At 68.8% G+C, this 22,931-nt stretch carries 24 protein-coding genes; 7 read left to right on the plus strand and 17 right to left on the minus strand.

What is annotated here, in order from left to right:
• Window positions 1-20: 20 nt before the first annotated feature.
• The 12 genes from OG735_RS33220 to OG735_RS33275 all read right to left on the minus strand — a co-directional run bounded on the left by OG735_RS33220 (window position 21) and on the right by OG735_RS33275 (window position 12,510).
• Entirely contained in the window at window positions 21-572 is a 552-nt protein-coding gene (locus tag OG735_RS33220; RefSeq protein ID WP_442812532.1) for a hypothetical protein, read from the minus strand.
• Window positions 569-1,846, minus strand: coding sequence for an MlaD family protein (locus tag OG735_RS33225; protein ID WP_327326833.1), 1,278 nt, complete (start codon window positions 1,844-1,846; stop codon window positions 569-571). Before OG735_RS33225 ends, OG735_RS33220 begins: the two co-directional genes overlap by 4 nt.
• Window positions 1,843-3,123 carry an MCE family protein gene (locus tag OG735_RS33230; RefSeq protein WP_327326834.1) on the minus strand — a complete coding sequence of 427 codons (1,281 nt, stop codon included), beginning with the start codon at window positions 3,121-3,123 and terminating at the stop codon, window positions 1,843-1,845. The genes OG735_RS33225 and OG735_RS33230 overlap by 4 nt, the downstream gene beginning before the upstream one ends.
• Window positions 3,120-4,229 (minus strand): MCE family protein, encoded by a 1,110-nt coding sequence (locus tag OG735_RS33235; protein ID WP_327328538.1) that lies wholly within the window; start codon window positions 4,227-4,229, stop codon window positions 3,120-3,122. Before OG735_RS33235 ends, OG735_RS33230 begins: the two co-directional genes overlap by 4 nt.
• Before the next feature lie 101 nt (window positions 4,230-4,330).
• Window positions 4,331-5,314, minus strand: a complete 984-nt coding sequence (locus OG735_RS33240) for an MCE family protein (protein ID WP_327326835.1) — start codon at window positions 5,312-5,314, stop codon at window positions 4,331-4,333.
• The gene (locus OG735_RS33245) at window positions 5,311-6,345 is read right to left on the minus strand and encodes an MlaD family protein (RefSeq protein WP_327326836.1); all 1,035 of its coding nucleotides are present in this window, start codon (window positions 6,343-6,345) and stop codon (window positions 5,311-5,313) included. The genes OG735_RS33240 and OG735_RS33245 overlap by 4 nt, the downstream gene beginning before the upstream one ends.
• On the minus strand, window positions 6,342-7,613 hold the full coding sequence (locus tag OG735_RS33250) for an MCE family protein (protein WP_327326837.1): 1,272 nt from the start codon (window positions 7,611-7,613) through the stop codon (window positions 6,342-6,344). Before OG735_RS33250 ends, OG735_RS33245 begins: the two co-directional genes overlap by 4 nt.
• A 5-nt stretch (window positions 7,614-7,618) precedes the next feature.
• Window positions 7,619-8,446 carry an MlaE family ABC transporter permease gene (locus tag OG735_RS33255; RefSeq protein ID WP_326653530.1) on the minus strand — a complete coding sequence of 276 codons (828 nt, stop codon included), beginning with the start codon at window positions 8,444-8,446 and terminating at the stop codon, window positions 7,619-7,621.
• Between the two features lie 2 nt (window positions 8,447-8,448).
• Window positions 8,449-9,219, minus strand: coding sequence for an MlaE family ABC transporter permease (locus OG735_RS33260; RefSeq protein WP_327326838.1), 771 nt, complete (start codon window positions 9,217-9,219; stop codon window positions 8,449-8,451).
• Complete coding sequence (locus tag OG735_RS33265) at window positions 9,216-10,175, minus strand: ABC transporter ATP-binding protein (protein ID WP_327326839.1); 960 nt, start codon at window positions 10,173-10,175, stop codon at window positions 9,216-9,218. Before OG735_RS33265 ends, OG735_RS33260 begins: the two co-directional genes overlap by 4 nt.
• Before the next feature lie 143 nt (window positions 10,176-10,318).
• Window positions 10,319-11,380: an RNA polymerase sigma factor gene (locus OG735_RS33270; RefSeq protein ID WP_327326840.1), complete on the minus strand. Its 1,062-nt coding sequence runs from the start codon at window positions 11,378-11,380 to the stop codon at window positions 10,319-10,321.
• 56 nt (window positions 11,381-11,436) lie between these two features.
• Window positions 11,437-12,510 (minus strand): lytic transglycosylase domain-containing protein, encoded by a 1,074-nt coding sequence (locus tag OG735_RS33275; RefSeq protein ID WP_327326841.1) that lies wholly within the window; start codon window positions 12,508-12,510, stop codon window positions 11,437-11,439.
• A 150-nt stretch (window positions 12,511-12,660) separates the two neighbouring features.
• Between OG735_RS33275 and OG735_RS33280 the strand changes: the two genes are divergently transcribed.
• From OG735_RS33280 to OG735_RS33310, 7 genes are all read left to right on the plus strand, one after another.
• The gene (locus tag OG735_RS33280) at window positions 12,661-12,909 is read left to right on the plus strand and encodes a hypothetical protein (RefSeq protein WP_327328539.1); all 249 of its coding nucleotides are present in this window, start codon (window positions 12,661-12,663) and stop codon (window positions 12,907-12,909) included.
• Entirely contained in the window at window positions 12,906-13,283 is a 378-nt protein-coding gene (locus OG735_RS33285) for a helix-turn-helix domain-containing protein (protein WP_327326842.1), read from the plus strand. The genes OG735_RS33280 and OG735_RS33285 overlap by 4 nt, the downstream gene beginning before the upstream one ends.
• Before the next feature lie 151 nt (window positions 13,284-13,434).
• Window positions 13,435-13,974 (plus strand): 2-oxo-4-hydroxy-4-carboxy-5-ureidoimidazoline decarboxylase, encoded by a 540-nt coding sequence (gene uraD, locus OG735_RS33290; protein WP_327326843.1) that lies wholly within the window; start codon window positions 13,435-13,437, stop codon window positions 13,972-13,974.
• 4 nt (window positions 13,975-13,978) lie between these two features.
• The gene (gene uraH / locus OG735_RS33295) at window positions 13,979-14,383 is read left to right on the plus strand and encodes a hydroxyisourate hydrolase (RefSeq protein ID WP_327326844.1); all 405 of its coding nucleotides are present in this window, start codon (window positions 13,979-13,981) and stop codon (window positions 14,381-14,383) included.
• 5 nt (window positions 14,384-14,388) lie between these two features.
• Window positions 14,389-15,312, plus strand: coding sequence for a factor-independent urate hydroxylase (gene pucL, locus OG735_RS33300; RefSeq protein WP_327326845.1), 924 nt, complete (start codon window positions 14,389-14,391; stop codon window positions 15,310-15,312).
• Between the two features lie 148 nt (window positions 15,313-15,460).
• Complete coding sequence (locus OG735_RS33305) at window positions 15,461-16,837, plus strand: 8-oxoguanine deaminase (protein ID WP_327326846.1); 1,377 nt, start codon at window positions 15,461-15,463, stop codon at window positions 16,835-16,837.
• Window positions 16,838-17,069: 232 nt separating this feature from the next.
• Window positions 17,070-18,488, plus strand: coding sequence for a nucleobase:cation symporter-2 family protein (locus OG735_RS33310; protein ID WP_442812534.1), 1,419 nt, complete (start codon window positions 17,070-17,072; stop codon window positions 18,486-18,488).
• A 128-nt stretch (window positions 18,489-18,616) separates the two neighbouring features.
• Here OG735_RS33310 and OG735_RS33315 read toward each other — a convergent pair whose 3' ends face one another.
• The 5 genes from OG735_RS33315 to OG735_RS33335 form a co-directional block, all read right to left on the minus strand.
• A complete protein-coding gene (locus OG735_RS33315; RefSeq protein ID WP_327326847.1) occupies window positions 18,617-19,477 on the minus strand; it encodes a chitosanase in 861 nt (286 codons plus the stop codon).
• Between the two features lie 192 nt (window positions 19,478-19,669).
• Complete coding sequence (locus OG735_RS33320; protein WP_327326848.1) at window positions 19,670-20,779, minus strand: catalase family protein; 1,110 nt, start codon at window positions 20,777-20,779, stop codon at window positions 19,670-19,672.
• A 171-nt stretch (window positions 20,780-20,950) separates the two neighbouring features.
• Window positions 20,951-21,388 (minus strand): MarR family winged helix-turn-helix transcriptional regulator, encoded by a 438-nt coding sequence (locus OG735_RS33325; protein WP_327326849.1) that lies wholly within the window; start codon window positions 21,386-21,388, stop codon window positions 20,951-20,953.
• Between the two features lie 4 nt (window positions 21,389-21,392).
• Window positions 21,393-22,199: a chitosanase gene (locus OG735_RS33330; RefSeq protein ID WP_327326850.1), complete on the minus strand. Its 807-nt coding sequence runs from the start codon at window positions 22,197-22,199 to the stop codon at window positions 21,393-21,395.
• Between the two features lie 20 nt (window positions 22,200-22,219).
• On the minus strand, window positions 22,220-22,819 hold the full coding sequence (locus tag OG735_RS33335; RefSeq protein ID WP_327326851.1) for a 3'-5' exonuclease: 600 nt from the start codon (window positions 22,817-22,819) through the stop codon (window positions 22,220-22,222).
• Window positions 22,820-22,931: the final 112 nt, after the last annotated feature.

Raw genomic sequence — 22,931 nt, forward strand, 5'->3', positions numbered from 1 at the left:
ATGTGTGCTCGGGCGCGCGGTCAGCCGACGAACTCGACCGAGGACGTCAGCCAGCGACCGCCCTCGTGGACGAGATCGAGCTGCAGCCGGTAGGTGCGGGCCTGTCCCTGGGGAGCGGCGGTGTTGGTCACCTTGCTGTCGGCCACCACCAGGACGCGGGCCTTGCGTTCGTCGGCCCGGGTGATGCCCGCTTCGAGCACCTGCCCCTCGGAGACCGACTTGTTCGCGGCGACCAGCTTCGTCAGCTCCGCGGTCTGCGCCGCGAACTGCTCCTTGAAGTCGCCGGTGGCACCCTTCAGTACGTTGGTGCTGTCCCGCGAGTAGTGCCGGTAGTCGAGCGAGGTGAAGTTCAGCGCCGACTGACGGGCCGCGGCCAGAATGTCCTGGTTCCGATGCTCCTGCGCCCGCTGCTCGTACACCTGGACGCACAGCCAGCCGCTCAGGGCCGTTGTCACGGCCGTCGCCACGGCGAGAGCCGCGGGCAGCGCCCTGCCGCGGCGCGCGGCGCCCATCAGCCTGGCACCCAGGCGGCGGATCGGCCGGATCGCGTACGCGACGGGGCCCTTGCTCATGCCATCGGTCCGACGAGCAGCCATTGCCACGAGTCCTTTCCGAACACGTTCTGTTCGCCGCCCGTCGAGCCGATCTCGACAGGCGTTCCGTCCGGGCCGACGGCGGTGCCGGTCTCCGGGTCGTACGGGGTGATGTACGCGGCAGGGTCCGCTCCGCCGGTGCTGCCGTGTCCCGAGGGGCCGGGGGCGTTCTGGGCGCCGCGGACCGATGTGCCGCCGCCGCGAGCGGTACAGCGCGCGCCGGTGTTCGCGGGCCGCTCGCCGGTGTCCGAGGGGTCGCGCCGCTGTGTGCCGTAACCCTGTCGGCACGGCGGTGGATCGTCGGCGCCCGCGACCATGCCGAAGTGGGTGGTGCCGTCGCCGGGGATCACGGTGTAGCTGCCGGCGACCACCAGCGGGAAGGTGACCAGGGCCTGCTCGACGCCGGGCAGCCGGGCCACCGTGATCTGGCCGCCGCTGATCAGATTGCCCAGCAGGACCGGTAGATGGGGCCGGTTGGTCCGGAGCAGCGAGTTCACCTCCTGTGCGGCGGGGGCGCCGGAGCCGATGACTCTGCGGAGGTCACCGTCACTCGCCTTCATTTGGCCCGTGAGATCGGCCAGGTCGCGTGAGAACGACTTGATGGCCGAGCCTTGATCGGCCTGTGTCTTGAGGACTTTCCGCGAGTCCTCGATCAGCGCGATCGTCTGCGGCAGCGAGCCGGACGCCGACTCGACGAGCTCGTTGCCCGAGTCCACGAGCCGGCTCAGGTGCGGGCCCGTCCCGGCGAACGCCTTGCCCAGCTCGTCGATGGTGATCTGCAGATCCTTCCTGCCCACCGAGTTGACCAGCCGGTCCAGGCTGAGGACCAGATCCGATGTGGGCAGCGGTACCCGCGTATCGCGGCGGGCGATGGCGCTGCCGTCCCGCAGATAGGGGCCGCCGGAGGCGCGCGGCTGCAGATCCACGTACTGCTCGCCGACTGCCGAACGGTTCGCCACGACGGCCAGGCTGTCCGCCGGGATCCGCGACGCGTCCTCGATGTCCAGTGCCACGGACACTCCGCCGGAGCCGGTCAGCCGAAGTTCGCCGACGCGGCCCACCGGCACCCCGCGATAGGTGACTTCGGCGCCCGGGAAGACGCCCCCGGAATCGACGAAGTCGGCACGCACGGTGTAGGCACGGTCGAGAAGGCTGTCGCCCAGCCCGGTGTACTGGGCGCCGACATACGAGACGCCGACGGCAGTGACGGTGGCGAAGGCGAGCAGCTGGGCCTTGACCGTAGGTGTGATCACAGTTGCATCCCCTTCAGCATGAGCTCGGCGAGGGCGAGATCGACCCCGGCCGGGTAGCGGTTGCCGTTCCCGTCTCCGTACGCGGCATAGCTGCTGGTGCACACCGGCGGGCACAGCGGGTCGCCGCCGCCCGAGGGGCCCGAGGGCGCCGAGGGGGCGCGGGGCGTCCTGGGCAGTCCGGGCGCGTCCGGCAGCGAGGTGGGCAGGGGGAGACCGGGGATCTCCGGGACCTTCGGGAGTTCGGGCTTCGCCGGGTCGCCCGGCTTCTTGGGCTTGTCGGCGAGATTCCCGTAGATACTGGCCAGATCGAGATCGGCGGTGATCTTGAGATTGACGTAGTCGCCCTTGATGGCATCCGAGACATTGCGCGGGAACGGATACGTCGTCAGCAGTTCCAGGGAGTTGGGCAGATCGCTGCCCGCCTTGTTCAGCTGCTCCAGAATCGGCCGCAGACTCCGCAGGTTGGCGACCACGTCGTCCCGCGAGGCATTGACCACCTTGGTGCCCGTCACTCCGAGTTTCGACAACGAGGTGAGCATCCGGGTCAGATTGCGGCGCTGGCCGTCCAGCACCTTCAGGGCCGGCGGCAGGGTGTCGACGGCCAGGGCGATCGTCTTCTTCTCACCGCCGAGTCGGGCGGCCAGCCGGTCGATGCCCTTGAGCGCGCGGATGATCTCCGCGCGTTGGCTGTCCAGGCCGGCGAGGAAGGTGTCCAGCTCGGTGAGCAGGGACTTGACCCGGTTCTCCCGGCCCTCGAGTGCCTTGTTCAATTCCGTGGTGATGGTCTTGAGCTGGGCCACCCCGCCACCGTTGAGCAGCGCCGACAGCGCCGACAGCACCTCTTCGATCTCCGGGTTGCGGCCGCTGCGGGACAGCGGGATCCGGTCGCCGTCGGCGAGCCTGCCGGCCGGCGAGGTGCCGGTTGGGGCGGACAGCGCCACGTACTTCTCGCCCAGCATGCTTGTCTGCCGCAGTTCGGCGATCGCGTTCCCGGGCAGCTTCACCGAGTCGGCGACCCGCAGCCGGACCCGGGCGTGCCAGCCGACCAGCTCCACCTTCTCGACGCTGCCCACCGTGACGTTGTTGACCTTCACGGCCGACTGCGGCACCAGATCGAGGACGTCCCTGAACTCGACCGTGACCCGGTAGGCGTTGCCGTCGGCGGCTGCGCCCCCAGGCAGTTGGACGTCGTACAGGCCGTTGAACTCGCAGCCGGTGAGCAGCACCGAACCGACAGCCGCCCACGCGGCCACCACGGTCTTGCGCCGTACGCTCATGCTCGGGCCTCCAGGATTCCGCCGAGCGTCCTGTCGACCGAACCCGTGCCCGACACCGGCTTGGCCGACGGCAGTTCCGGCAGGGAGTCGAACAGCTTCGTCAGTTCTCCGCAGTCGGGGTTCTTCCCTCCGGCGTCTCCGGTCGTCTTGAGCAGGGAGCACAGCAGCGCGGCCGGGTCCTGCGGGGTGTCCGGATTGTTGCGGGTGTCCAGGGTGCCGGAGGACGGGTTGTAGGCGTTCTGCAGATTCGAAATGCCGGTGGGTGCGACCTCCATCAGCTCCGCGAGCGCGGCGCGCTGGGTGACCAGCACCTTGGTGACCTTGCTGAGGCCCTTCACATCCGCTGTCAGCGCCTTCTTGTTCTTCTTCACGAAGTCGGCCACGTCCGCGAGTGCCGGCCCCAGATTCCGCAGCGCGGCCGCGAGGTCCTTGCGTTCCCCGGAGAGCTGGTCGGCCACCTTGGCGAGGCTGTCGTTGAACGACCGGACACTGGTGTCGTCGGACGCCAGCGCGGCGGTGAACACCTGCAGATTCCGGATGGTGCCGAACAGGTCCTTCCGGCCGTCGGACAGTGTGGTGACCGCCAGCGACAGGTCCTCGACCGTCTGGTTCAGCTGCTGACCCTGGCCCTGGAGGTTGTCCGCGCTCACGCCGAGCAGCCGGGCCAGTGAACCGTCCGCGTTCGCGCCGCGCGGGCCGAATGCCTCGGCCGTCGTATGCAGGCTGTCGAAGATACGGTCCAGTTCGACCGGCACGGCCGTGCGGCTCTCGGGGATGACAGCGCCGTCGCGCATGGCCGGCCCCTTCCGGTACACCGGGAGCAGCTGGACGTAACGGTCGCTGACGACCGAGGAGTTGATGATGGCCGCCTGGGCATCCGCCGGGATCCTGCGCCCGGACTCGTACTCCAGCTCCACCCGCACCCGCTTCCCCTCCGGCGTGATCTTCTTGACCTCGCCGATACGGACACCGAGCACCCGTACGTCCGAGCCGGGATAGATGCCGACGGTGCGCGGGAAGTACGCCGTGACACGGACCGGCGACGATCGTGGCCAGAGCACGACCGCCGTGCCGGCGACGAGTGCCAGCGCGACGCCGAGCGCCACGCAGCGCGCAAGACGCCCCTTCGGCACGAGCCCCTTCGGCACGAGCCTCTTCGGCACGAGCCTCTTCGGCAGGAAGCGCCCCTTCGGCAGGAAGCGGCCGTTCATCGTGAGCCTCCAGTCCGCGGAGCCACCGGAGTGGGTGCGACCAGGTTCTGGATGTAGCTGTCGAACCAACGGCCGTTGCCGAGGGTGTTCGTGAAGACGCGCACATAGGGAGCGAGCAGCTTGACGCTCCGGTCGAGGCTCGCCTGATTGCGTTCGAGCATGGTGACCACCGAGTTCAGGCCCTTGAGCGCCGGGCCGATCTCCTTGCGGTTGTCCGCGACCAGGCCGGAGAGCTGGATACCGAGCGCGGCCGAGCTCTTGAGCAGCGAGTGGATCGCCACCCGCCGCCTGGAGATCTCCTTGAACAGCTTGTCGCCGTCCTTGATCAGAACGCCGAGGTCGCCGGAGCGGTCGGAGAGCACTCCGGTGACTCCGTTGGCGTGGTCGAGGAGTTCACGCAGGGCCTGGTCGCGCGAGGCCACCGTCCGGGAGATCTTCGAGAGACCTTTGACGGACGCCCGGACCTCGGAGGGCGAGTCCTCGAAGGTGGTGGAGATGGTGTCCAGGGCGGTCGCCAGCCGGGCCGTGTCGACCTTCTCCGTGGTCGTCGTCAGATCGCTGAATGCGGCCACGACGTCGTACGCCGGTACCGTCCGGTTCAGCGGGATCTCGCTGCCCGGCCGCAGTTGGCCCGTCCCCTTCGGCTGCAGTGCGAGGTACTTCGCGCCCAGGATCGTCTTGATCCGGATGGCCGCTCCGGTCCTGGTGCCGAATTCCGGGTCGCCCTTGACCCGGAAGGTCACCTTCACATGGTCGCCGTCCAGATCGACCTCGTCGACCTTGCCGACCTTGACCCCGGCGATCCTCACCTCGTCGCCGGGCTTGAGCCCGCCCGCTTCGGAGAAGGCCGCGGTGTACGTGTCACCGTTGCCGATCACCGGGAGGCTGTCGGCATTGAACGCGGCCGCGGCCAGCAGCGCGAGCGTGGCGACACCGACGGCCCCGATCACCACGGGATTGCGCTCACGGAAGGGAATCATGAGCACCTCGCCCGGGCGACGTGAAGCTCTGGAGTGATGACCTGCCTCGTCTTCGGCAGCACGATCCGGCCGTCGAAGTCACAGAGGTAGAAGTTGAACCAGGAGCCGTACGAGGCCGTCCCTGTCAGCTTGTTGAGCTTGCTCGGCAGCCGCTTCAGCACGCCCTCCACGGTCTTCTCGTTGTCGTTCAGCGTTCCGGTGAGGTCTCTCAGCCCGGCGATGTCGTCCCGCAACGGCGGACGGGCGTCCTCGAGCAGCCCTGAGGTGGCGTCGGTCAGGGCACCGATGTTCACCAGCGATTCGCCGATGGGCTTGCGGTCGGCGGACAGCCCGGATATCACCCGCTGCAACTGCTTGAGCAGGGCGGAAAAGCGGGCGCCGCGCTTGTCCACGGTCTTCAGCACCTCGTTGAGGTTGTCGATCACGGACCCGATCAGCTTGTCGCGGCCGGCGAGTGTGGTGGTCAGCGACGCCGTGTGGGCGAGCAGGCTGTTGACCGTCCCGCCCTCGCCCTGCAGGGTCTTGATGATCTCGGTGGCGAGCTGGTTGACGTCCTTCGGGCTCAGTGCCGCGAACAGCGGCTTGAAACCGCCGAGCAGCGCATTGAGATCGAGTGCGGGCTGGGTCCTGGACAGCGGGATCCGGCCGCCGGGCTTCAGCCGCGCACCGCTGCCGGCACCTTCCGTCAGCGCGATGTACCGCTGCCCCACCAGGCTCCGGTAGCGGATGACGGCGCCCGTGGTGGTGAGCAGCGGGCGGTCGTCGGTGACGCTGAAGGTCACCTCGGCCAGCGTCCGGTCCTTGATCTTCACCTCCTGGACCTCACCGACCCGCACTCCGGCCACCCTGATGTCGTCGCCCTCCTCCAGGCTGGTGACATCGCTGAAGACCGCGCGGTACGTGTGCTCGGGGGCGAAGGAGATATTGACGATCGTCGCCGCGAGCAGCGTCGTCGCCAGTACGGTCACCACGGCGAAGAGAATGAACTTGACCAGCGGTGCAGCGGTGTCTGTGGCTCGGCTCACCTTCATGCGACACTCACCGCCGTTCCGCGTGCCATCGGGCCGAACAGCAGCGTGGCGACCGCCGGCACCCGGTCGGCGGGAACGCCCATGACCGGGGCCACCAGCGAGCCGATGGCCCGCTGCTCGGCCTCCGTGGCGGACACATTGGCCCCGCCGGGCAGTGCACCGCCCGAGTGCGTCCCCGACGTACCGTCATTGAGCTTGACGTCCGGTGCGGGCACTTGGGGGTGGGGCAGACCTCTGCAATCGGGTCCTGAGCGCTCTGCATAGCGCGGTTCCTCGCCGGGTCGGTACGCGGATCGTGGGCGGACGAATTCGAGCGTGATGCGCATCTCCCCGCCCCTGAAGGCCTTCTCCGATGCGGCCTCCTGCCGCACCAGGCCGTCGAGGAGACAGGGGTACTCCGGCGCGTAGCGGGCGAACAGCGCCAGCGTGGGGCGGGATACGCGGCCGAGAGTGATCAGCCGGTTGCCGTTCTCGTCGAGGAAAGCGTCGGCGGTACCGGCGGTGGTGGCGGTCGCCGTGAGCGCCGAGGCCAGTTGGTCCTGCTTCTCGACGAGGGTGCGGCTCGTGGTGACGGAGTTCCGCAGGACGCGCATCAGATCGGGCGCCGCGTCGCCGTACACCTCGGCCACATCGGCGAACCGTGAGATGTCTTCCTTGAGGGACGGCATATGCGGATTGAGCTTGCTCAGATAGCCCTCCAGACGGCTGAGGTTGGCGCCGATCCGGTCGCCCCGCCCTTCGAGAGCGGTGGAGAACGCGGAGAGCGTGGCGTTGAGATCCGCCGGCCGCACGGTCCGCAGCAGTGGCAGCAGATCGTTCAGCAGCTGCTGCACCTCGATACCGGCCTTGGTGCGGTCCTGCGTGATGACGTCCCCGGCGCGGATGTGCCGGGCCGAGGACCCCTGGGGCGGCATCAGATCGACGAACTTCTCGCCGAACAGCGTCTTGGGCAGCAGCCGGGCCTGCACATCGGCCGGGATACGGGAGACGTGCTCCGGCTTGAGCGCGATGTCGAGCGTCGCCTTCTCACCGTCGGCCCGCACCTCCCGCACCTCGCCGACCAGCAGTCCGCGCAGTTTGACGTCGGCCCGTGGATCCAGCTGGTTGCCCAGGGTGTCGGCCTCCAGAGTGATCCGTACGACGGAGGTGAACGCCTGCTGATAGACGGCGACGGACAGCGACAGCAGGAGCGCGATGACGGCGATGAAGACGATGCCGTACAGCCGCAGTCGCGCGCCGCGCGTCGGGACGAGTCCTGGAATGCGCATCGGCACTACCCCGCAATCCGTACGGTCGTGTTGGCGCCCCAGATCGCCAGACTGAGGAAGAAGTCCAGAAGGTTGATGGCGACGATGGACGTCCGCACGGCACGGCCGACCGCGACCCCGACGCCTGCCGGGCCGCCGCTCGCGTAGTAGCCGTAGTAGCAGTGCACCAGGATGATCACGACGGCGAAGACGATCACCTTGCCGAAGGACCACAGCACGTCGACCGGCGGCAGATACTGCTGGAAGTAGTGGTCGTACGTGCCCGCGGACTGGCCGTAGTAGCCGGTGGTGATGGTGCGTGCGGCGAAGTACGAGGACAGCAGCCCGATCACGTACAGCGGGATGACGGCGACGAAACCGGCGATCATCCGGGTGGTCACCAGGAACGGCAGCGAGGGAACGCCCATCACTTCGAGGGCATCGGTCTCCTCGCTGATCCGCATCGCGCCGAGCTGTGCGGTGAACCCGGCCCCGACCGTCGCGGACAGGGCGAGGCCGGCCACCAGCGGGGCGATCTCTCGGGTGTTGAAGTACGCCGACAGGAACGCCACGAAGTTGGAGGTGCCCAGCTGGTTGAGCGCCGCGTACCCCTGCAGGCCGACCTCGGTGCCGGTGAAGAAGGACAGGAAGGCGATGACGCCGACGGTGCCGCCGACCACGGCCAGCGCGCCGCGGCCGAAGCTCACTTCGGCCAGCAGACGCAGGATCTCCTTCTTGTAGCGGCGCAGGGTGCGGCCGGTCCAGGCCAGCGAGCGCCCGTAGAAGGACAGTTGGGTGCCGAGCTCCTCCAGGGAGCGGAGTGGAAGCCCCACGAATCGACTGATGAGCGCCACGGTCAGCCCCTCTGCGGAACGATTTGGAAGTACACCGCGGTCATCACGAAGTTCGTCACGAAGAGCAACATGAAGGTGATCACCACCGACTGGTTCACCGCGTCGCCGACGCCCTTCGGGCCGCCCTTGGCGGTCAGGCCCTTGTACGAGGCGACGATGGCGGCGATGGCGCCGAACACCAGGGCCTTCAGCTCGGCCGCCCACAGATCCGACAGCTGGGCGAGGGTGGTGAAGGAGGCGAGATACGCACCCGGCGTGCCGTTCTGCAGGATGACGTTGAAGAAGTAGCCGCCGGCCACACCGACGACCGACACCAGTCCGTTGAGCAGCACCGCCACCACCATCGAGGCCAGCACCCTCGGCACGACCAGTCGGTGGATCGGGTCGATGCCCAGCACCTGCATCGCGTCGATCTCCTCGCGGATCTTGCGCGCCCCGAGGTCCGCGCAGATCGCCGTGCCTCCTGCCCCCGCGATCAGCAGTGCGGTGACGATCGGTGAGGCCTCCCGCAGTACCGCGAGCACCGAAGCCGCGCCCGAGAACGACTGGGCGCCGAGCTGCCGGGTCAGGCTGCCGATCTGCAGGGCGATGACCGCCCCGAAGGGGATGGAGACCAGCGCGGTGGGCAGGATCGTGACGCTCGCGATGAACCAGGCCTGCTGGATGAACTCGCGTATCTGGAACGGGCGCCTGGCCAGGGTCCGTACGACATCCAGGCCCATCGCGAACAGGCTGCCCGTATGCCTGAGGGCTCCGGTGGGGGACAGGCTCATGCGCCGGCCGCCTTCCCGCGCACCGCGGCCCGCACCTGCCGCAGCGACTCCCGTTCGGCGATCGCCTCCCAGCGAGGCGGCCGGGTGATCCCCGCAGTGGGCAGCAGACGCGGCGTCAGGTCCGGTATGCCCGGCGGAGTGGGATCCGCGCCCGCGCCGAGCTGCGCCAGCTCCTGCTCGACCTGGGCCGCGTCCTTCTCCTCGGCCATCCCGATCGGACCCTGCATCCGGCCGTTGAGGAACTGCCGTACGACCGGTTCCTCACTGGTCAGCAGCTTCTCCCGGGGGCCGAACATCACCAGCTCACGTCGGAAGAGGAGCCCGATGTTGTCCGGCACCTGCCGCGCCGACGCGATGTCGTGGGTCACGATCAGAAAGGTCGCGTCGATCTGCGCGTTGAGGTCGACGATCAGCTGGTTGAGATAGGCCACCCGCACCGGGTCGAGCCCCGAGTCCGGCTCGTCGAAAAGGATGATCTCCGGATCGAGTACCAGGGCGCGCGCGAGACCGGCTCGCTTGCGCATACCGCCGGATATCTCGCCGGGCAGCTTCTCCTCGGCGCCGATCAGTCCGACCATGTCCATCTTCTCGAGCACGATCCGTCTGATCTCGCTCTCCGGCTTGCGGGTGTGCTCACGCAGCGGGAACGCGATGTTGTCGTACAGGTTCATCGAGCCGAACAGCGCACCGTCCTGGAACAGCACCCCGAACAGCTTCCGCACCTCGTACAGGTCGTGCTCGCGCAGGGCGGTGATGTCCGTGCCTGCGATCCGGATCGACCCGCGTTCGGGCCGCAGCAGCCCGACGAGCGTCTTCAGGAACACCGATTTGCCCGTGCCCGAAGGGCCGAGCATCACCGAGATCTCCCCGGCGGGCAGCGTCAGTGAAACGTCCTGCCAGATGACCTGGTGGCCGAAGGACTTGGTCAGCCCTTCCACACAGATCTCGACACCCATCCGGTTCACCCTTCAGCCGTGGAGCGGTCCGACATCTGCTCTACGGGGAGGGCGGGCCCGTCCGTCGCGACGAGGCGAAGATTTTTTTACGGGCCTGGAATCAGGGCGGAATCAGGGTGGAACAGGAGATGCACGCTGGTGTGCTAGGGCTTCGGGAGCACCTGCGGCACCGACGTTCTCGCCTCCGGCGCATCCGTGGGGACCGGTTGCTTCGGCAGGGGCGCCGACGGCTCGCCCGACGCCGCGGACAGGTCGGGCACGGCCGGCAGATCCGGTACGGCGGGAAGGTCCGGCGCGGAGGCGAGGTCGGGCACGCCGGTGAGGTCCGGGACGGGGACCTTCGGCAGGGGCGACACATCCGGAATGTCGGGCGTGGGCAGCGGCAGTTCCGGCAGCGCGGGCAGCGCGGGCACAGTGAGCCCCGGGCCGCCGTATCGCTGTGTCCCGGCCGGCCCGGCACCCTGGCCCGCGTCCGTGCGGCTGCCGGGGGCCGGCGTCACGCCACCCGCCGCCGGTGACCGCACAGACGCGGACTCCGAGACGGCGGGGATCGTCGGGCGCGATCGGTGCGGCCCGTCCCCGTCGTGGGCGTACGGCAGGATCAGGCCGGCGACCGCCAGCGTCGCCGCGGTCGAAGCCACCGCCACCGCCTGCGCGTTCCCGCCCCGTGGGCGGCCACGGCCGATCAGCCACAGCGCAAGACCCAGCGTGGCGGCCAGCGAATTGCGCAGCGTCCGGCGGGCCCGTGCCAGCAGCGACTCGACGGTCCGGTAGCTCAGCCCCATCTTCACGGCGACCTGGCCGACGTCCAGATCCTCCGACTTCAGCCACAGGGCCTCGGCCTGGCGGGCGGGCAGCTCACCGCTCCGGCGCGCCAGCCACTTTGCCTCGGCCCGGTCGCAGACCGCCTCCTCGACCGGCACCGGGACCGGGGTGAGCAGCGTGGGGCTGCTGCGCACCTCGGTCTCGCGGTTGACCTGCCGGTACCGGTCCACGCACAGCCGCATCGTCACTGTCGTCAGCCACGCGCCCAGCCGTTCGTCGTCCAGATCCGGGTGCTCCGCGGCGCGCAGCATCGCCTCGTGCACGGCGTCCTCGGCGTCCTCCAGGCTCATGGATCTGCGGCGGGCCACTTTGAGCAGTTGCTCACGGTGGCTCCACGCGCGCTGCCACCGGTTGTGGGCCGCGTTCGTATCCATCGTCATGAGGGCCCCTTCGCACTCACCCCGGCCGGGCAGGCGCAGGCCCGGCGCGGGGGAGATTACCGCCCGGTATCCGGGCTTGTGGAGGGGGAGGCGCGCATCGAGTCCTTTCCGTTGCTGGTCAACGCGCCGACGCCGGGCAGCCCGGCGACGGGACTCGGGACCGGAAGGAGCGGCGCTGCAGGCTCCGCGCCGCCGCCCGCACTCTTGGAGGGAGAGGGCGAAGGGGCGGGCGTGGGGGAGGACTTGGGCTCGCCGTCATGACCTGCCGGGCGGGCGGTAGCCGCGGAGGACACCCGCGGCCGAGGCGTGTCCGACGGCTTCGGCTCGGGGTGAACGGCCGGTCCGGAGCCGTGGTCCGGCACGACCCGGTGACCTTCGAGGTAGTACGCGAACCAGGCCCTGACCGTACGCAGATACGCAGTGGAGTGGTTGTAGCCCAGGATCGCGCGGTCCAGGTCCGCCGCCTCGGAGAGGTCCCGCCCGCCGGCGCAGAGATAGCGCCCCGCAGCGAGCGCCGCGTCGTAGACGTTGCCCGGATCGCGGTGTCCGTCGCCGTTGCCGTCGGAACCCCAGACGGCCCAGGTCGACGGGATGAACTGCATCGGGCCGACAGCACGGTCGTACACGGCGTCCCCGTCGTACACCCCTCCGTCGGTGTCCCCGATGGCGGCGAACCCGTTGCCGTCCAGCCGCGGGCCGAGGATGGGTGTGAGTGTCGTGCCGTCCGCGGTCACCCGGCCGCCGCGCGCCTGCCCGGACTCGACCTGGCCGATCGCGGCAAGCAGCTGCCAGCGCAGCCGGCAGCCCGGCCTGCTGTCCGCGAGCTCCTTCTCGGCCTGTCGGTACGCGGCCAGAACGGTGGCCGGCAGCACGCCGCCGACTGCTGCTCCGGAGCGCTCCGCGGCCTCCGCGCCGTCGGAGCCGCCTGCCGTTCCGCGCGCCCTCAGCGGCGGAAACTCGGTGCGGTACGGGGTGTCGCCGGAGACGCTCGGCCCCGGGGAGACCGGGTGAGTCGTCGCCGGGGCCGCGGCGTGTGCCGCCGGTCCCGGGGCCTGCGAGGCGGTCAGTGCCGCCATGGCCGCCGTAACGACCGCTGTCGCCTTGACACCTTTGCGCTTGCGCCCTGTCATGATGCAGACCCCTCCCAGTGCCGCTGTCGCGCGGCGTTTCTTCACCTGCTCTACGCGGCACCGGCGCAGGTCCGTCGCACGGAGTCGTACTTTTTCCGTGCCGGGAGGGCCGACGACGGCGCGAAAGCGCGCGGCTAACGTGGGGGCATGGTGCGACTGAGAGTGGAGTTCACGACCGAGCCGTTCGACCTGGACGAGCCGCCGGCGCACGCCCTGGCCGTCCGCGAGGTCGTCCAGGGCGCGGATCTGGACAAGGTGGACGTCGGCCCGTTCGGCAATACGGCCGAGGGCGGCGCCGATGAGGTGCTGAGCGCGGTCGACGCGCTGCTGCGCAGGGCCCTGGACGCCGGGGCCACCCGGGTTTCGCTGCAGGTCAATGTGGTGGAGGGCGAGGAATGACCGGGCCCGCCGACCACGCACTCGCGCAGGCGGTCAAGCCGCTGGTGGACGCCATGGGCGGAGAGCTGCTCGCACCCGCTGAGGCCCGCGAGGACGACGTCATACTCAGCTGGGAGGGCGAGGAGGTCCTCGCCGTACGCCTCCCGCAGCTCGCGGACTCCCTCGACCACATCCTGGCGGCGATGGAGCGCAGGCACGGCATGCCCCTGTCCGAGCTGGATCGCAAGACCAAACAGCTGGTCGTACGGACCCTGGAGGCGCGCGGCGCGTTCTCCGTACGACACGGTGTGGAGACGGTGGCCGGGGCCCTCGGGGTCAGCCGCTTCACCGTATACAACTACCTGAACAGGGAGAACGCCGCGAAGAACGGCTGAGAACCCACCGTCGCGAGCCGCCGTTCGGATGTCCGGGCGGCGGCCTTTGCGTTGCCGAGTTTTCAACAAAGTGTTGACGTTGTGTTGCCGGAGGGCGTTAGCTATCCGCAGCCCGTCCAACGCACAGCGAGAAACAGCCACGGAGGCTCGCGTGACTTCGAGTCCACAGCGCTTGCCGGGGGAGGCCCCCGATCCCCCGGCGGGACTCACCCGGTTCAACACCGCACAGGACAGCGCGGCCCTGGCCGCACTGCACGAGGTGTGCGCCAGTTCGGCGTGGGGGAGCAAGCTGCTCGCCCAGCGCCCGTACGCCACCGTGGAAGCCCTCTTCGACGCCGGCGACGCCGCCATGGCCGAGCTGAGCGCCGATGATCTGGCCGAGGCGATGGCGGGGCACCCGCCGATCGGCCGGCCGAAGCCCGGGGACCCGACCTCATCCCGCGAGCAGCGTGGGATGGCCGGCGCCTCCGAGGAGCTCAAGGCCGAAATGCTCGAGCGGAACCTGGCCTACCAGGACAGGTTCGGCCATGTCTTTCTGATCTGCGCCACCGGCGCGACCGGTGAGCAGATGCTCGAGGCGCTCAGGACCCGGATCGGCAACTCGCCCGAGCAGGAGCGGGAAATTGTCCGCACCGAGCTGGGCAAGATCAACCGTATCCGGCTGGCCCGCCTCGCAGAAGAAGGAGAATGACGTCTTGAGCACCGAGACCACCGCGTCGGTGTCCACGCACATCCTGGACACCAGCATCGGACGCCCCGCCGAGGGTGTCGCCATCTCGCTCGCGGCCCGCAGCGGCTTCGACGCGGAGTGGGTCGCGCTCGGCGGCTCGAAGACCGACGCGGACGGGCGCTGCAAGGACCTGCCGGCGCTGCCGGAAGGGACGACCCATGTACGTCTCGACTTCGAGACCGAGGCGTACTTCTCAGACAAGCACAGTGCCAACCAGCAAGCCGAGGCGCAGCAGGACGCCCCCCGCGTAAGGGACAGCGGTGCGTTCTTCCCGGAGGTGGCGATCACTTTCGCCGTCGAGCCGGGCGAGCACTACCACGTACCGCTGCTGCTCAACCCGTTCGGCTACTCCGTTTACCGAGGGAGCTAGCAGACATGCCCACGATTCTCGGCCAGAACCAGTACGGCAAAGCAGAGAACCGCGTCGTCAAGATCACGCGGGACGGCGACACCCACCACATCAAGGACCTGAACGTCTCCGTCGCCCTCTCCGGCGACATGGACGACGTCCACTACTCCGGCTCCAACGCCAACGTCCTGCCGACCGACACCACCAAGAACACGGTGTACGCGTTCGCCAAGGAGCACGGCATCGAGTCGGCCGAGCAGTTCGGCATCCACCTGGCCCGTCACTTCGTGACCAGTCAGGAGCCCATCCACCGGGCGCGCATCCGCATCGAGGAGTACTCCTGGGAGCGGATCGCCACCTCCGACGCCAACTCCAGGTTCATCGGCTCGGACGAGGTCCGGCACTCCTTCGTCCGCAAGGGCCAGGAGCTGCGCACCAGCCAGATCACCTTCGACGGTGAGAACTGGGAGATCATCTCCGGTCTCAAGGACCTCACGGTCATGAACTCCACCAGTTCGGAGTTCTGGGGCTATGTAAAGGACAAGTACACGACGCTCAAGGAGGCGTACGACCGCATCCTGTGCACCGATGTCTCCGCCGCCTGGCGCTACAACTGGACCAGCGACGAAGACCGGATGCCCAACTGGGAGAAGTCGTACGAGCAGGCCAAGAAGCACATCCTGCAGGCCTTCGCCGAGACGTACTCCCTCTCGCTCCAGCAGACCCTGTACCAAATGGGTTCGCGGGTCATCAACAGCCGCAGTGAGATCGACGAGATCCGCTTCTCGCTGCCGAACAACCACCACTTCCTGGTCGACCTCGAGCCCTTCGGGCTCAAGAACGACAATGAGGTGTACTTCGCGGCCGACCGCCCGTACGGCCTGATCGAGGCCACCATCCTGCGGGACGGCATCGAGCCGCGGATCCCGGTCGACATGACCAACCTTTAGGAGTTCTGCGGTACCCCCGACGTTTGCGCCGGCGTCAGTCCCAGGGGGAGAGCGGGGGCATCTGCGCAACAACAGAACCCCGGACCCGGTCGTCACCCCGCTCGCCCCCCGGGTCCGTTCAATCAACTGGGAAGAACGAGGACCCGCCATGGCGGCTTCGCGCATCGTCATCGAGAACTGTTCCATCGCGACCGTGGACGCGAACGACACCGAGTACGCCTCCGGCCACATCGTCGTCGCGGACAACCGGATCGAGTCGGTCGGAGCGGGCAAGGCCCCCGCCGACCTGGAGAACGTGGTCCGCCGTATCGACGGCACCGGCCATCTCGCCACCCCCGGCCTGATCAACACGCACCACCACTTCTACCAGTGGATCACCCGCGGTCTGGCCACCGACCACAACCTCTTCGACTGGCTGGTCGCGCTCTACCCGACGTGGGCGCGCATCGACGAGCCGATGGTCCGCGCCGCCGCGCAGGGCTCCCTCGCGATGATGGCCCGCGGCGGTGTCACCACCGCGATGGACCACCACTATGTCTACCCGCAGGGCTCCGGCGACCTGTCCGGCGCGATCATCGGCGCCGCTTCGGACATGGGTGTCCGGTTCACCCTCGCCCGTGGCTCCATGGACCGCGGCAAGTCGGACGGCGGCCTGCCGCCGGACTTCGCCGTCGAGTCCCTCGAGGGCGCGCTGGCCGCCACCGAGGCCACCATCGACAAGCACCACAACGCCTCCTTCGACGCGATGACGCAGATCGCCGTCGCGCCGTGCTCCCCCTTCTCCGTCTCCACCGAACTGCTCGGGCAGGGCGCCGAGCTGGCCCGCCGCAAGGGCGTTCGGCTGCACACCCACGGCTCGGAGACCGTCGAGGAGGAGGAGTTCTGCAAGGAGCTCTTCGGGATGGGCCCGACCGACTACTTCGAGTCGACCGGCTGGCTCGGCCCGGACGTGTGGATGGCGCACTGCGTCCACATGAACGACTCGGACATCGCCGCCTTCGCCCGTACGGGCACCGGCGTCGCGCACTGCCCGTCGTCCAACGCCCGCCTCGCCGCCGGTATCGCCCGGGTCCCCGACATGCTGAAGGCCGGCGTCCCGGTCGGCCTCGGCGTCGACGGCACCGCCTCCAACGAGTCGGGCGAGCTGCACACCGAGCTGCGCAACGCGCTCCTCATCAACCGCCTCGGAGCCCACCGCGAAGCCGCTCTGAACGCGCGGCAGGCGCTGCGCCTCGGTACGTACGGCGGCGCCCAGGTTCTCGGCCGCGCCGACCAGATCGGCTCCATAGAGGCCGGCAAGCTCGCCGACCTGGTGCTGTGGAAGCTGGACACACTCGCCCACTCCTCCATCGCCGACCCGGTGATCGCTCTCGTCTTCGGCGCGGCCGCTCCCGTCTCGCTCTCCCTCGTCAACGGCAAGACCGTCGTCGAGGACAACCACCTGACCACGGTGGACGAGGACGCCATCGCCCGCTCCGCGCGGGACGAGGCACAGCGCCTGGCGCGGATCGCCGCCCAGGACTGACCCGAAGGAAGTCCGGTCGAGGGGGACGGCCCTCGACCGGCGGCCGTGGACCCGAGCGGGGTCCATGGCAGCCGTGACCGGGAGGTGCGGCACCGCCCATCGGTGCCGCACCTCCCGGGACGGTGACTCGTGTCTTCACACCCCAGAAGCCCGCGCTCGCCGCTGCACCATTCGCACCACCTCCCTGACACCCGCGTCACCGCCGACGTGTACCCGACCGGAGGAACCACCCGTGGTCGCACAGCCCAGGTTTCCGAAAGATGCAGTCGCAGAAGATGCAGTCGCGGCACCGGAGCAGAAGCATCCGGTCGATGAGACGCTGCCTCCTCTGAAAATGTTCACCAGCGGGCTGCAGCATGTGGCCGCGATGTACGCGGGCGTGGTGGCCCCGCCCATGATCGTGGGGCCCGCCGTGGGCCTCAGCGCCGAGGAGACAGCCTTCCTGATGGGGGCGAGCCTCTTCACCGCAGGCATAGCCACCCTTCTGCAGACGCTCGGCTTCTGGAAGGTCGGAGCGCGGCTCCCGTTCGTCAACGGAGTCTCGTTCGCCGGTGTGACCCCGATGATCGCCATCGGGAAGGACCGCGGAGCCGACGGCATCACCGTCATCTTCGGCGCGATCATCGTCGCCAGCGTGCTGGGCTTCGTCCTCACTCCGTACTTCTCGAAACTGGTCCGCTTCTTCCCGCCTGTCGTCACCGGCACCGTCATCACCCTGATCGGTGTCTCGCTGCTCCCCGTCGCCTTCAACTGGTCGCAGGGCGGCAACCCCACCGCCGACGGCTATGGCTCGATGAAGAACATCGGCATGGCGGCCCTCACCCTCGTGATCGTGCTCGCGCTGCGCAAACTGCTGCGCGGCTTCCTGCAGCAGATCGCCATCCTGCTCGGACTCGCCGCCGGCACACTCATCGCCATTCCGATGGGGATGACCAGCTTCGACGCCATCAAGAACGCCGATCCGGTCGGCTTCCCGACGCCGTTCCACTTCGGCGCACCGCAGTTCGAGATCGCGGCGATCGTCTCGATGTGCATCGTGATGCTGGTCTGTATGACCGAATCCACCGCCGATATGCTCGCACTCGGCAAGATCGTCGACCGGCCTGCGGACGAGCGGATCATCGAGGGCGGGCTGCGGGCCGACACCCTCGGCAGCGCCATCAGCCCGCTCTTCAACGGCTTCATGTGCAGCGCCTTCGCCCAGAACATCGGCCTGGTCGCGATGACGAAGGTGCGCAGCCGGTTCGTCGTCGCCGCGGGCGGCGGCATCCTGATCCTGCTGGGCCTCTGCCCGGTCGCCGCCTCCGTGATCGCGCTCGTTCCGTTGCCGGTCCTCGGCGGCGCGGGCATCGTGCTCTTCGGCTCGGTCGCCGCCAGCGGTATCCAGACGCTGGCCTCGGCCGCTCTGGAGAAGGGCGAGAACGCCCTGATCGTCGCGGCCTCCGTCGGTATCGGCCTGATCCCGATCGCCGCGCCGGACTTCTACCACGCCTTCCCGAAGGACGCGCTCGTCGTTCTCGACTCGGGCATCTCCACCGGATGCATCGTGGCGATCGTCCTCAACCTGGCCTTCAACCACCTGGGAAGGAAGGGGAGTTCGCAGGAGCCGGTGGACACCACGACTGGCTCTGAGCCCGTCACGGTCCACTGATCCATCTGCTGACCAGGCGGTCGGCCAAGCCTGACGGTGATCTCCTGAGTGGCGCCGGCGGTGCCGCCCGGATCTCCGAAGGTCGAAAGGGCCGGGTCCCGTTCGGGCCCCGGCCCTTCGCTCGGCGCTCAGTCGATGTGGAAGCTCTCGCCGTAGACCTTCCAGTCCAGCGGCGTGTTGAGGTTGAAGTTGTTCTTCCTGACGAAGACCCGCTGGGCCGTGTCGACCCGGCTGGTGTCCTCGTGCGCCTCCTCCTGCTTCATCGCCCAGACCCGGGCGTCGAGGAAGGCGTTCAGATAGGTCTTCTCGTCGCCGCCCTGCGCCGGCGGCTTGGCCTTGGCGAGAGCCTTCTTGCGGATGTTGCTGAAGCCGGTGCTGTCGCCACCGTCGCCGTGCATCACGATCGCGTCGTAGTAGATGAACTGGCCGAGGACACCGATACCGTCCTGCTTGCCGCGGTTGACCGAGGGGTTGAAGTAGACCCGGTCGCGCTCGTCGTTCTGGGCCTTCTTGAACTCCGAGTCCTGCGCCGCCTTCTTCCAGTCCTTGGTGAAGTTCGGGTCGAGACCGGCGTGTGAGTCGCTGCCATCGACCTGGCGCAGCGCGGGCAGGTACTTGGCCAGGACGTTCCCGGGCTTGCGGTCGGTGTAGAGCTCGACCAGATCCAGCATGTCGCCGGTGCCGGAACAGAAGCCGATGATGCCGGCGGTGTAGCCGCGGCCGTCGCCGATGTCCTCGATGTACTTGTACTGGGCCTTCCAGTCCAGCGAGGAGTTCTCCGCGCTGGACACGATCTGCATGGCGATCTCCTTCTTCGCCGGGTCGTCGAGCCCGATGGCGGCGGGGGCCGCGGTGGCGCCGACATGCTCGGCGGGCTCGTCGGAGGTGGCCGCGACGGCGGTGGCCGGCACGGCGAGGAGCGCCACGCCGAGCGCGATGCGGGGGAGGAACCTGAGCGGACGTGGGGCGCGTACGTGGGGGGTGGGCACCTTGCCTCCATAGGGAGTTCGTCGTTCCGGTGTTCTGTTAGGAAGCTTTCCTATCAGAGTGCGGAAGCGGCGTACACCCCTTCTGCGTGCGGGAGTTGGGGCCCGCCGCACCGACCTGCGCCTCAGTTGCCCGGGTTCAGTCGGTCCCGGTTCGGTTGCCGGGTTCGGTTGCCCCGGTTCGGTTGCCCGGGTTCAGTTGTCCCGGTCCAGCAGCTCCGCGCTGCTCGCCGGCTCCACGCGCGGCTGCCCGTTGATGCGGTGCCGCTCGATCGAGGAGCGGCGGTAGACCTCCTCGCGCACTCGTTGGATCTCACCGATCGGCCGGTGGTCCTCGCGCGTGCGCCAAGGGGTGATCGATGTACCGTCCGCGGCGGTCAGATTCTCCTCGCTGCCGATGTCCTGCCGCGGGATCGCGATCCGGCCGACGGTCACCCACGGCGAGAGCTGCTCGGGCCACTCCACCGAGGTGTTGTCCACCGGCATCCGCGTCAGATCGGTGTTGAGCTGAACCTGCAGCTCGAACTCGTGGTCGCGCTCACCGGCCTCCGCCACCAGCGTGTTGCGGAACGCCTCGCCGTCCGCCCGCACATCGACCGTGAGATGCGTGACGGGCGAGACGGGAACGGTCCGCACTTTCGCGATGTGGTCGCCGTACCGGAAGGCGCCCATGCTGTTGTACGTGTACGAGAGGAGGTTCTGCCGCGGGACCTGTGTGAAGGACAACATCGCGAACAGCTCGTCCCACAGCCACTCGTCCGAGGTCTCCAAGGTCCCCCGCCTGGTGAGGAATTCGCCCATCCATGACTTCCGCCGAGCCGGGTTCACCAGCGCGTCCGGCAGCTCGGCGAACAGCTCCTCGATGACCATGTAGTCGTACGCCGTATTGGCGAAGAAGACCCGGTTGTTGATCAGGTTGAGGTCGAAGGTCGTCGCCTCGGCCTCATCGGTGAGCAGCGAGTCGCCGGGCACCCCGAACATCTTGATTCCCATGCCGCAGGCCGCACCGAGCAGCGAGTCGGCCCGCAGATGCCCGAGCCCGTTGGAGTAGCGGACGACGGCGTCGTAGGTACCGGGCTCGGCGAAGATCCCCTGGGCGTACGGCCCCGGCAGCTCACCCACCGTGACGGTGGCCTTCACCAGTCCGTACGTCTTGCCGTGTGCCGTCCTGACCGCACGGCCCACGCCCTGCCGCTCGACGGACTTCCGGGTGCGCCGGGCGACGTTGCTGACGACCTCGTCCAGCTCCTGCTGGTAGGTGGGTCGCTCGACGGGGGTGTACGTCTCGTACCTGACGAAATCCATGGCGGGCCTCTCCTCTGTCGCGTGTCCTGAGAGAAAGATAGCCTGCAATTAAGTTGTGCACGATGTAACTGGTTGTGACAGTCGCCACGTCGAATCGCCGCGTGCTTCTGGTTCGCTTTTGGTTTGCTTCTGGCCGGCCGTGCTTCTGGTGGGCCGTGCCTCTGTCCGGGCTCAGCTCAGGCGGTCGACCAGCTGCCGCAGCTGGTCCCGCAGCCGGTCGGCCTCATCCGCGGTCAGCCCGTACCTCCGGCCCATCGCCGTCGGCACCCGCTCGGCCCGCTCCCGCAGCGCCTCGCCCCGCTCCGTCGCCGCCACCATGACCAGCCGTTCGTCGTCCGTCCGCCGCTCCCGCTGCAGCAGCCCGGCCGACTCCAGCCGCTTCAGCAGCGGCGACAGCGTGCCGTAGTCGAGGCCGAGTGCCGCGCCGAGCTCCTTCATCGGGACCTCGCCGCGCTCCCAGACGGCCAGCATCACCAGATACTGCGGATAGGTGAGCTCCAGCTCCGCCAGCACCGGCCGGTACGCCGCGGTCACCGCCCGGGAGGCGGAGTACAGCGCGAAGCACAGCTGGTCGTCGAGCACGGTTGAGCCTGTCCGGTTCTCACCCATGGCCCTATTCTGCGTCGATGCGGTAGCTGTCGCCGTACACCTTCCAGCGCAGCGGCGGCTCCAGGCCGAGCCTGCCCTCCCGTACGAAGACGCGCTGAGCCGTCTCGATGCGGCTGGTGTCCGTGTGTGAAGGCTCCCGTCGGATCGCCTCCACGCGCGCGTCCAGAAACGCGTTCAGATACGCCTTCTCGTCGCCGCCCCGCGCCGGCGGCTTCGCGGTGCGCAGGGCTTTCTCCCGCAGCGAGCGGAAGCCGACCGACCCCTTCGTGTCGCCCGACCCGTGCATCACATACGCGTCGAAATAGATGAACTGCCCAAGCGCGCCAAGACCGTCCCGCTCGGCCTGCCGCACCGAGGGCGTGAAGTACGCCCGGTCCCGCTCCGCGTCCTGCGCGGCCCGGAGAGCCGGGTCGGAGACGGCGGCGCGCGCCCACGCGTCGGTGAACGGACGGCCGAGGCCCTCGTGCGAATCGCTGCCACGGACCGCCCGGAGCGCGGGCAGGAACGGCGCCAGCGCATTGCCGGGCCGCGCCTTCGTATAGCGCTCGACGACCGCGAGCATGTCGCCGGTGCCGGAACAGAAGCCGATGATGCCGGCGGTGTAGCCGCGGCCGTCGCCGATGTCCTCGATGTACTTGTACTGGGCCTTCCAGTCCAGCGAGGAGTTCTCCGCGCTGGAGACGAGCCGCATCGCGATCTCCTTCTTCGCCGGATCGTCCAGCCCGGCGGCGGCCGGCTTCTCATCGGACCCCGCGCACCCGGCAAGCATCAGCAGCACCAGCGCGAGCAGCGCTCTGAACAAGGACTTCATGACGTTTCCCCCTCCCGGGGTCAGCGCCCCGGCCACGCCATGAGATTACTGAACAGCTCCGCCTGCTCGATCGCGTCGTCCAGAGCGTGGTGGGTGTGCCGCCGCTTGGAGAGCAGTCCGCGCGGCATGGTGCCCTTGGCGACGGCGCGCAGGGGGAGCCGCGCCTTGGTTGCGTACAACGTCTTCATGTCCAGACATCCGGAGTGCCCGAAGGGGCTCGCCCCGGTGAAGTGCATCAGATACCAGTACAGGAAGGTCCAGTCGTACGAAGCCGGGTAGCCGCACATCACCGGCTGAGCGCCCCCGCCCACCGTGTTGCTCACCTCGCGCACCCAGGCGCTGAACTCGGCCATCGCGGCGGCCGGTTCACTGCCCTCCGCGATCAGCCGGTCCCGGTCGAGCCCGCTGACCGCGAGGGCCTCGGGCACGAAGTCTTCGCTGATGGGCCGCAGTTCGCGGTAGAAGGTGTGCGCCTCGGGGTCGGTCGGCGTATAGCTCGCGGGGTCCTGGCGGCCGGCCACCGCCGCGCCGAAGCTGATCATCGAGTACGGGCCGGGGATCGGGCCGTCGGCCTCGATGTCGACGGAGATATAGAGGCTGGGCTTTACATGACGTGCCATGCCGCGAGCATCGCATCGGCGCTGCTCCCGGCACATCCGGATATTGGGTGCGGACTGCTCACACCCCGTCCGGCTCCGACGCCCGGGCGACGAACGGGCCCGGGCGATCCTG

The sequence above is a fragment of the Streptomyces sp. NBC_01210 genome (genome assembly GCF_036010325.1).
GTDB lineage: Bacteria > Actinomycetota > Actinomycetes > Streptomycetales > Streptomycetaceae > Streptomyces.

What these genes read in the sequence shown, in the direction of transcription:
- OG735_RS33220 (WP_442812532.1), bottom strand. Translation starts at nt 572, where the DNA reads ATGAGCAAGGGCCCCGTCGCGTACGCGATCCGGCCGATCCGCCGCCTG.
- OG735_RS33230 (WP_327326834.1), bottom strand. Translation starts at nt 3,123, where the DNA reads ATGAGCGTACGGCGCAAGACCGTGGTGGCCGCGTGGGCGGCTGTCGGT.
- OG735_RS33240 (WP_327326835.1), bottom strand. Translation starts at nt 5,314, where the DNA reads ATGATTCCCTTCCGTGAGCGCAATCCCGTGGTGATCGGGGCCGTCGGT.
- OG735_RS33245 (WP_327326836.1), bottom strand. Translation starts at nt 6,345, where the DNA reads ATGAAGGTGAGCCGAGCCACAGACACCGCTGCACCGCTGGTCAAGTTC.
- OG735_RS33250 (WP_327326837.1), bottom strand. Translation starts at nt 7,613, where the DNA reads ATGCGCATTCCAGGACTCGTCCCGACGCGCGGCGCGCGACTGCGGCTG.
- OG735_RS33260 (WP_327326838.1), bottom strand. Translation starts at nt 9,219, where the DNA reads ATGAGCCTGTCCCCCACCGGAGCCCTCAGGCATACGGGCAGCCTGTTC.
- OG735_RS33265 (WP_327326839.1), bottom strand. Translation starts at nt 10,175, where the DNA reads ATGGGTGTCGAGATCTGTGTGGAAGGGCTGACCAAGTCCTTCGGCCAC.
- OG735_RS33270 (WP_327326840.1), bottom strand. Translation starts at nt 11,380, where the DNA reads ATGACGATGGATACGAACGCGGCCCACAACCGGTGGCAGCGCGCGTGG.
- OG735_RS33275 (WP_327326841.1), bottom strand. Translation starts at nt 12,510, where the DNA reads ATGACAGGGCGCAAGCGCAAAGGTGTCAAGGCGACAGCGGTCGTTACG.
- OG735_RS33285 (WP_327326842.1), top strand. Translation starts at nt 12,906, where the DNA reads ATGACCGGGCCCGCCGACCACGCACTCGCGCAGGCGGTCAAGCCGCTG.
- pucL (WP_327326845.1), top strand. Translation starts at nt 14,389, where the DNA reads ATGCCCACGATTCTCGGCCAGAACCAGTACGGCAAAGCAGAGAACCGC.
- OG735_RS33305 (WP_327326846.1), top strand. Translation starts at nt 15,461, where the DNA reads ATGGCGGCTTCGCGCATCGTCATCGAGAACTGTTCCATCGCGACCGTG.
- OG735_RS33320 (WP_327326848.1), bottom strand. Translation starts at nt 20,779, where the DNA reads ATGGATTTCGTCAGGTACGAGACGTACACCCCCGTCGAGCGACCCACC.
- OG735_RS33325 (WP_327326849.1), bottom strand. Translation starts at nt 21,388, where the DNA reads ATGGGTGAGAACCGGACAGGCTCAACCGTGCTCGACGACCAGCTGTGC.
- OG735_RS33330 (WP_327326850.1), bottom strand. Translation starts at nt 22,199, where the DNA reads ATGAAGTCCTTGTTCAGAGCGCTGCTCGCGCTGGTGCTGCTGATGCTT.
- OG735_RS33335 (WP_327326851.1), bottom strand. Translation starts at nt 22,819, where the DNA reads ATGGCACGTCATGTAAAGCCCAGCCTCTATATCTCCGTCGACATCGAG.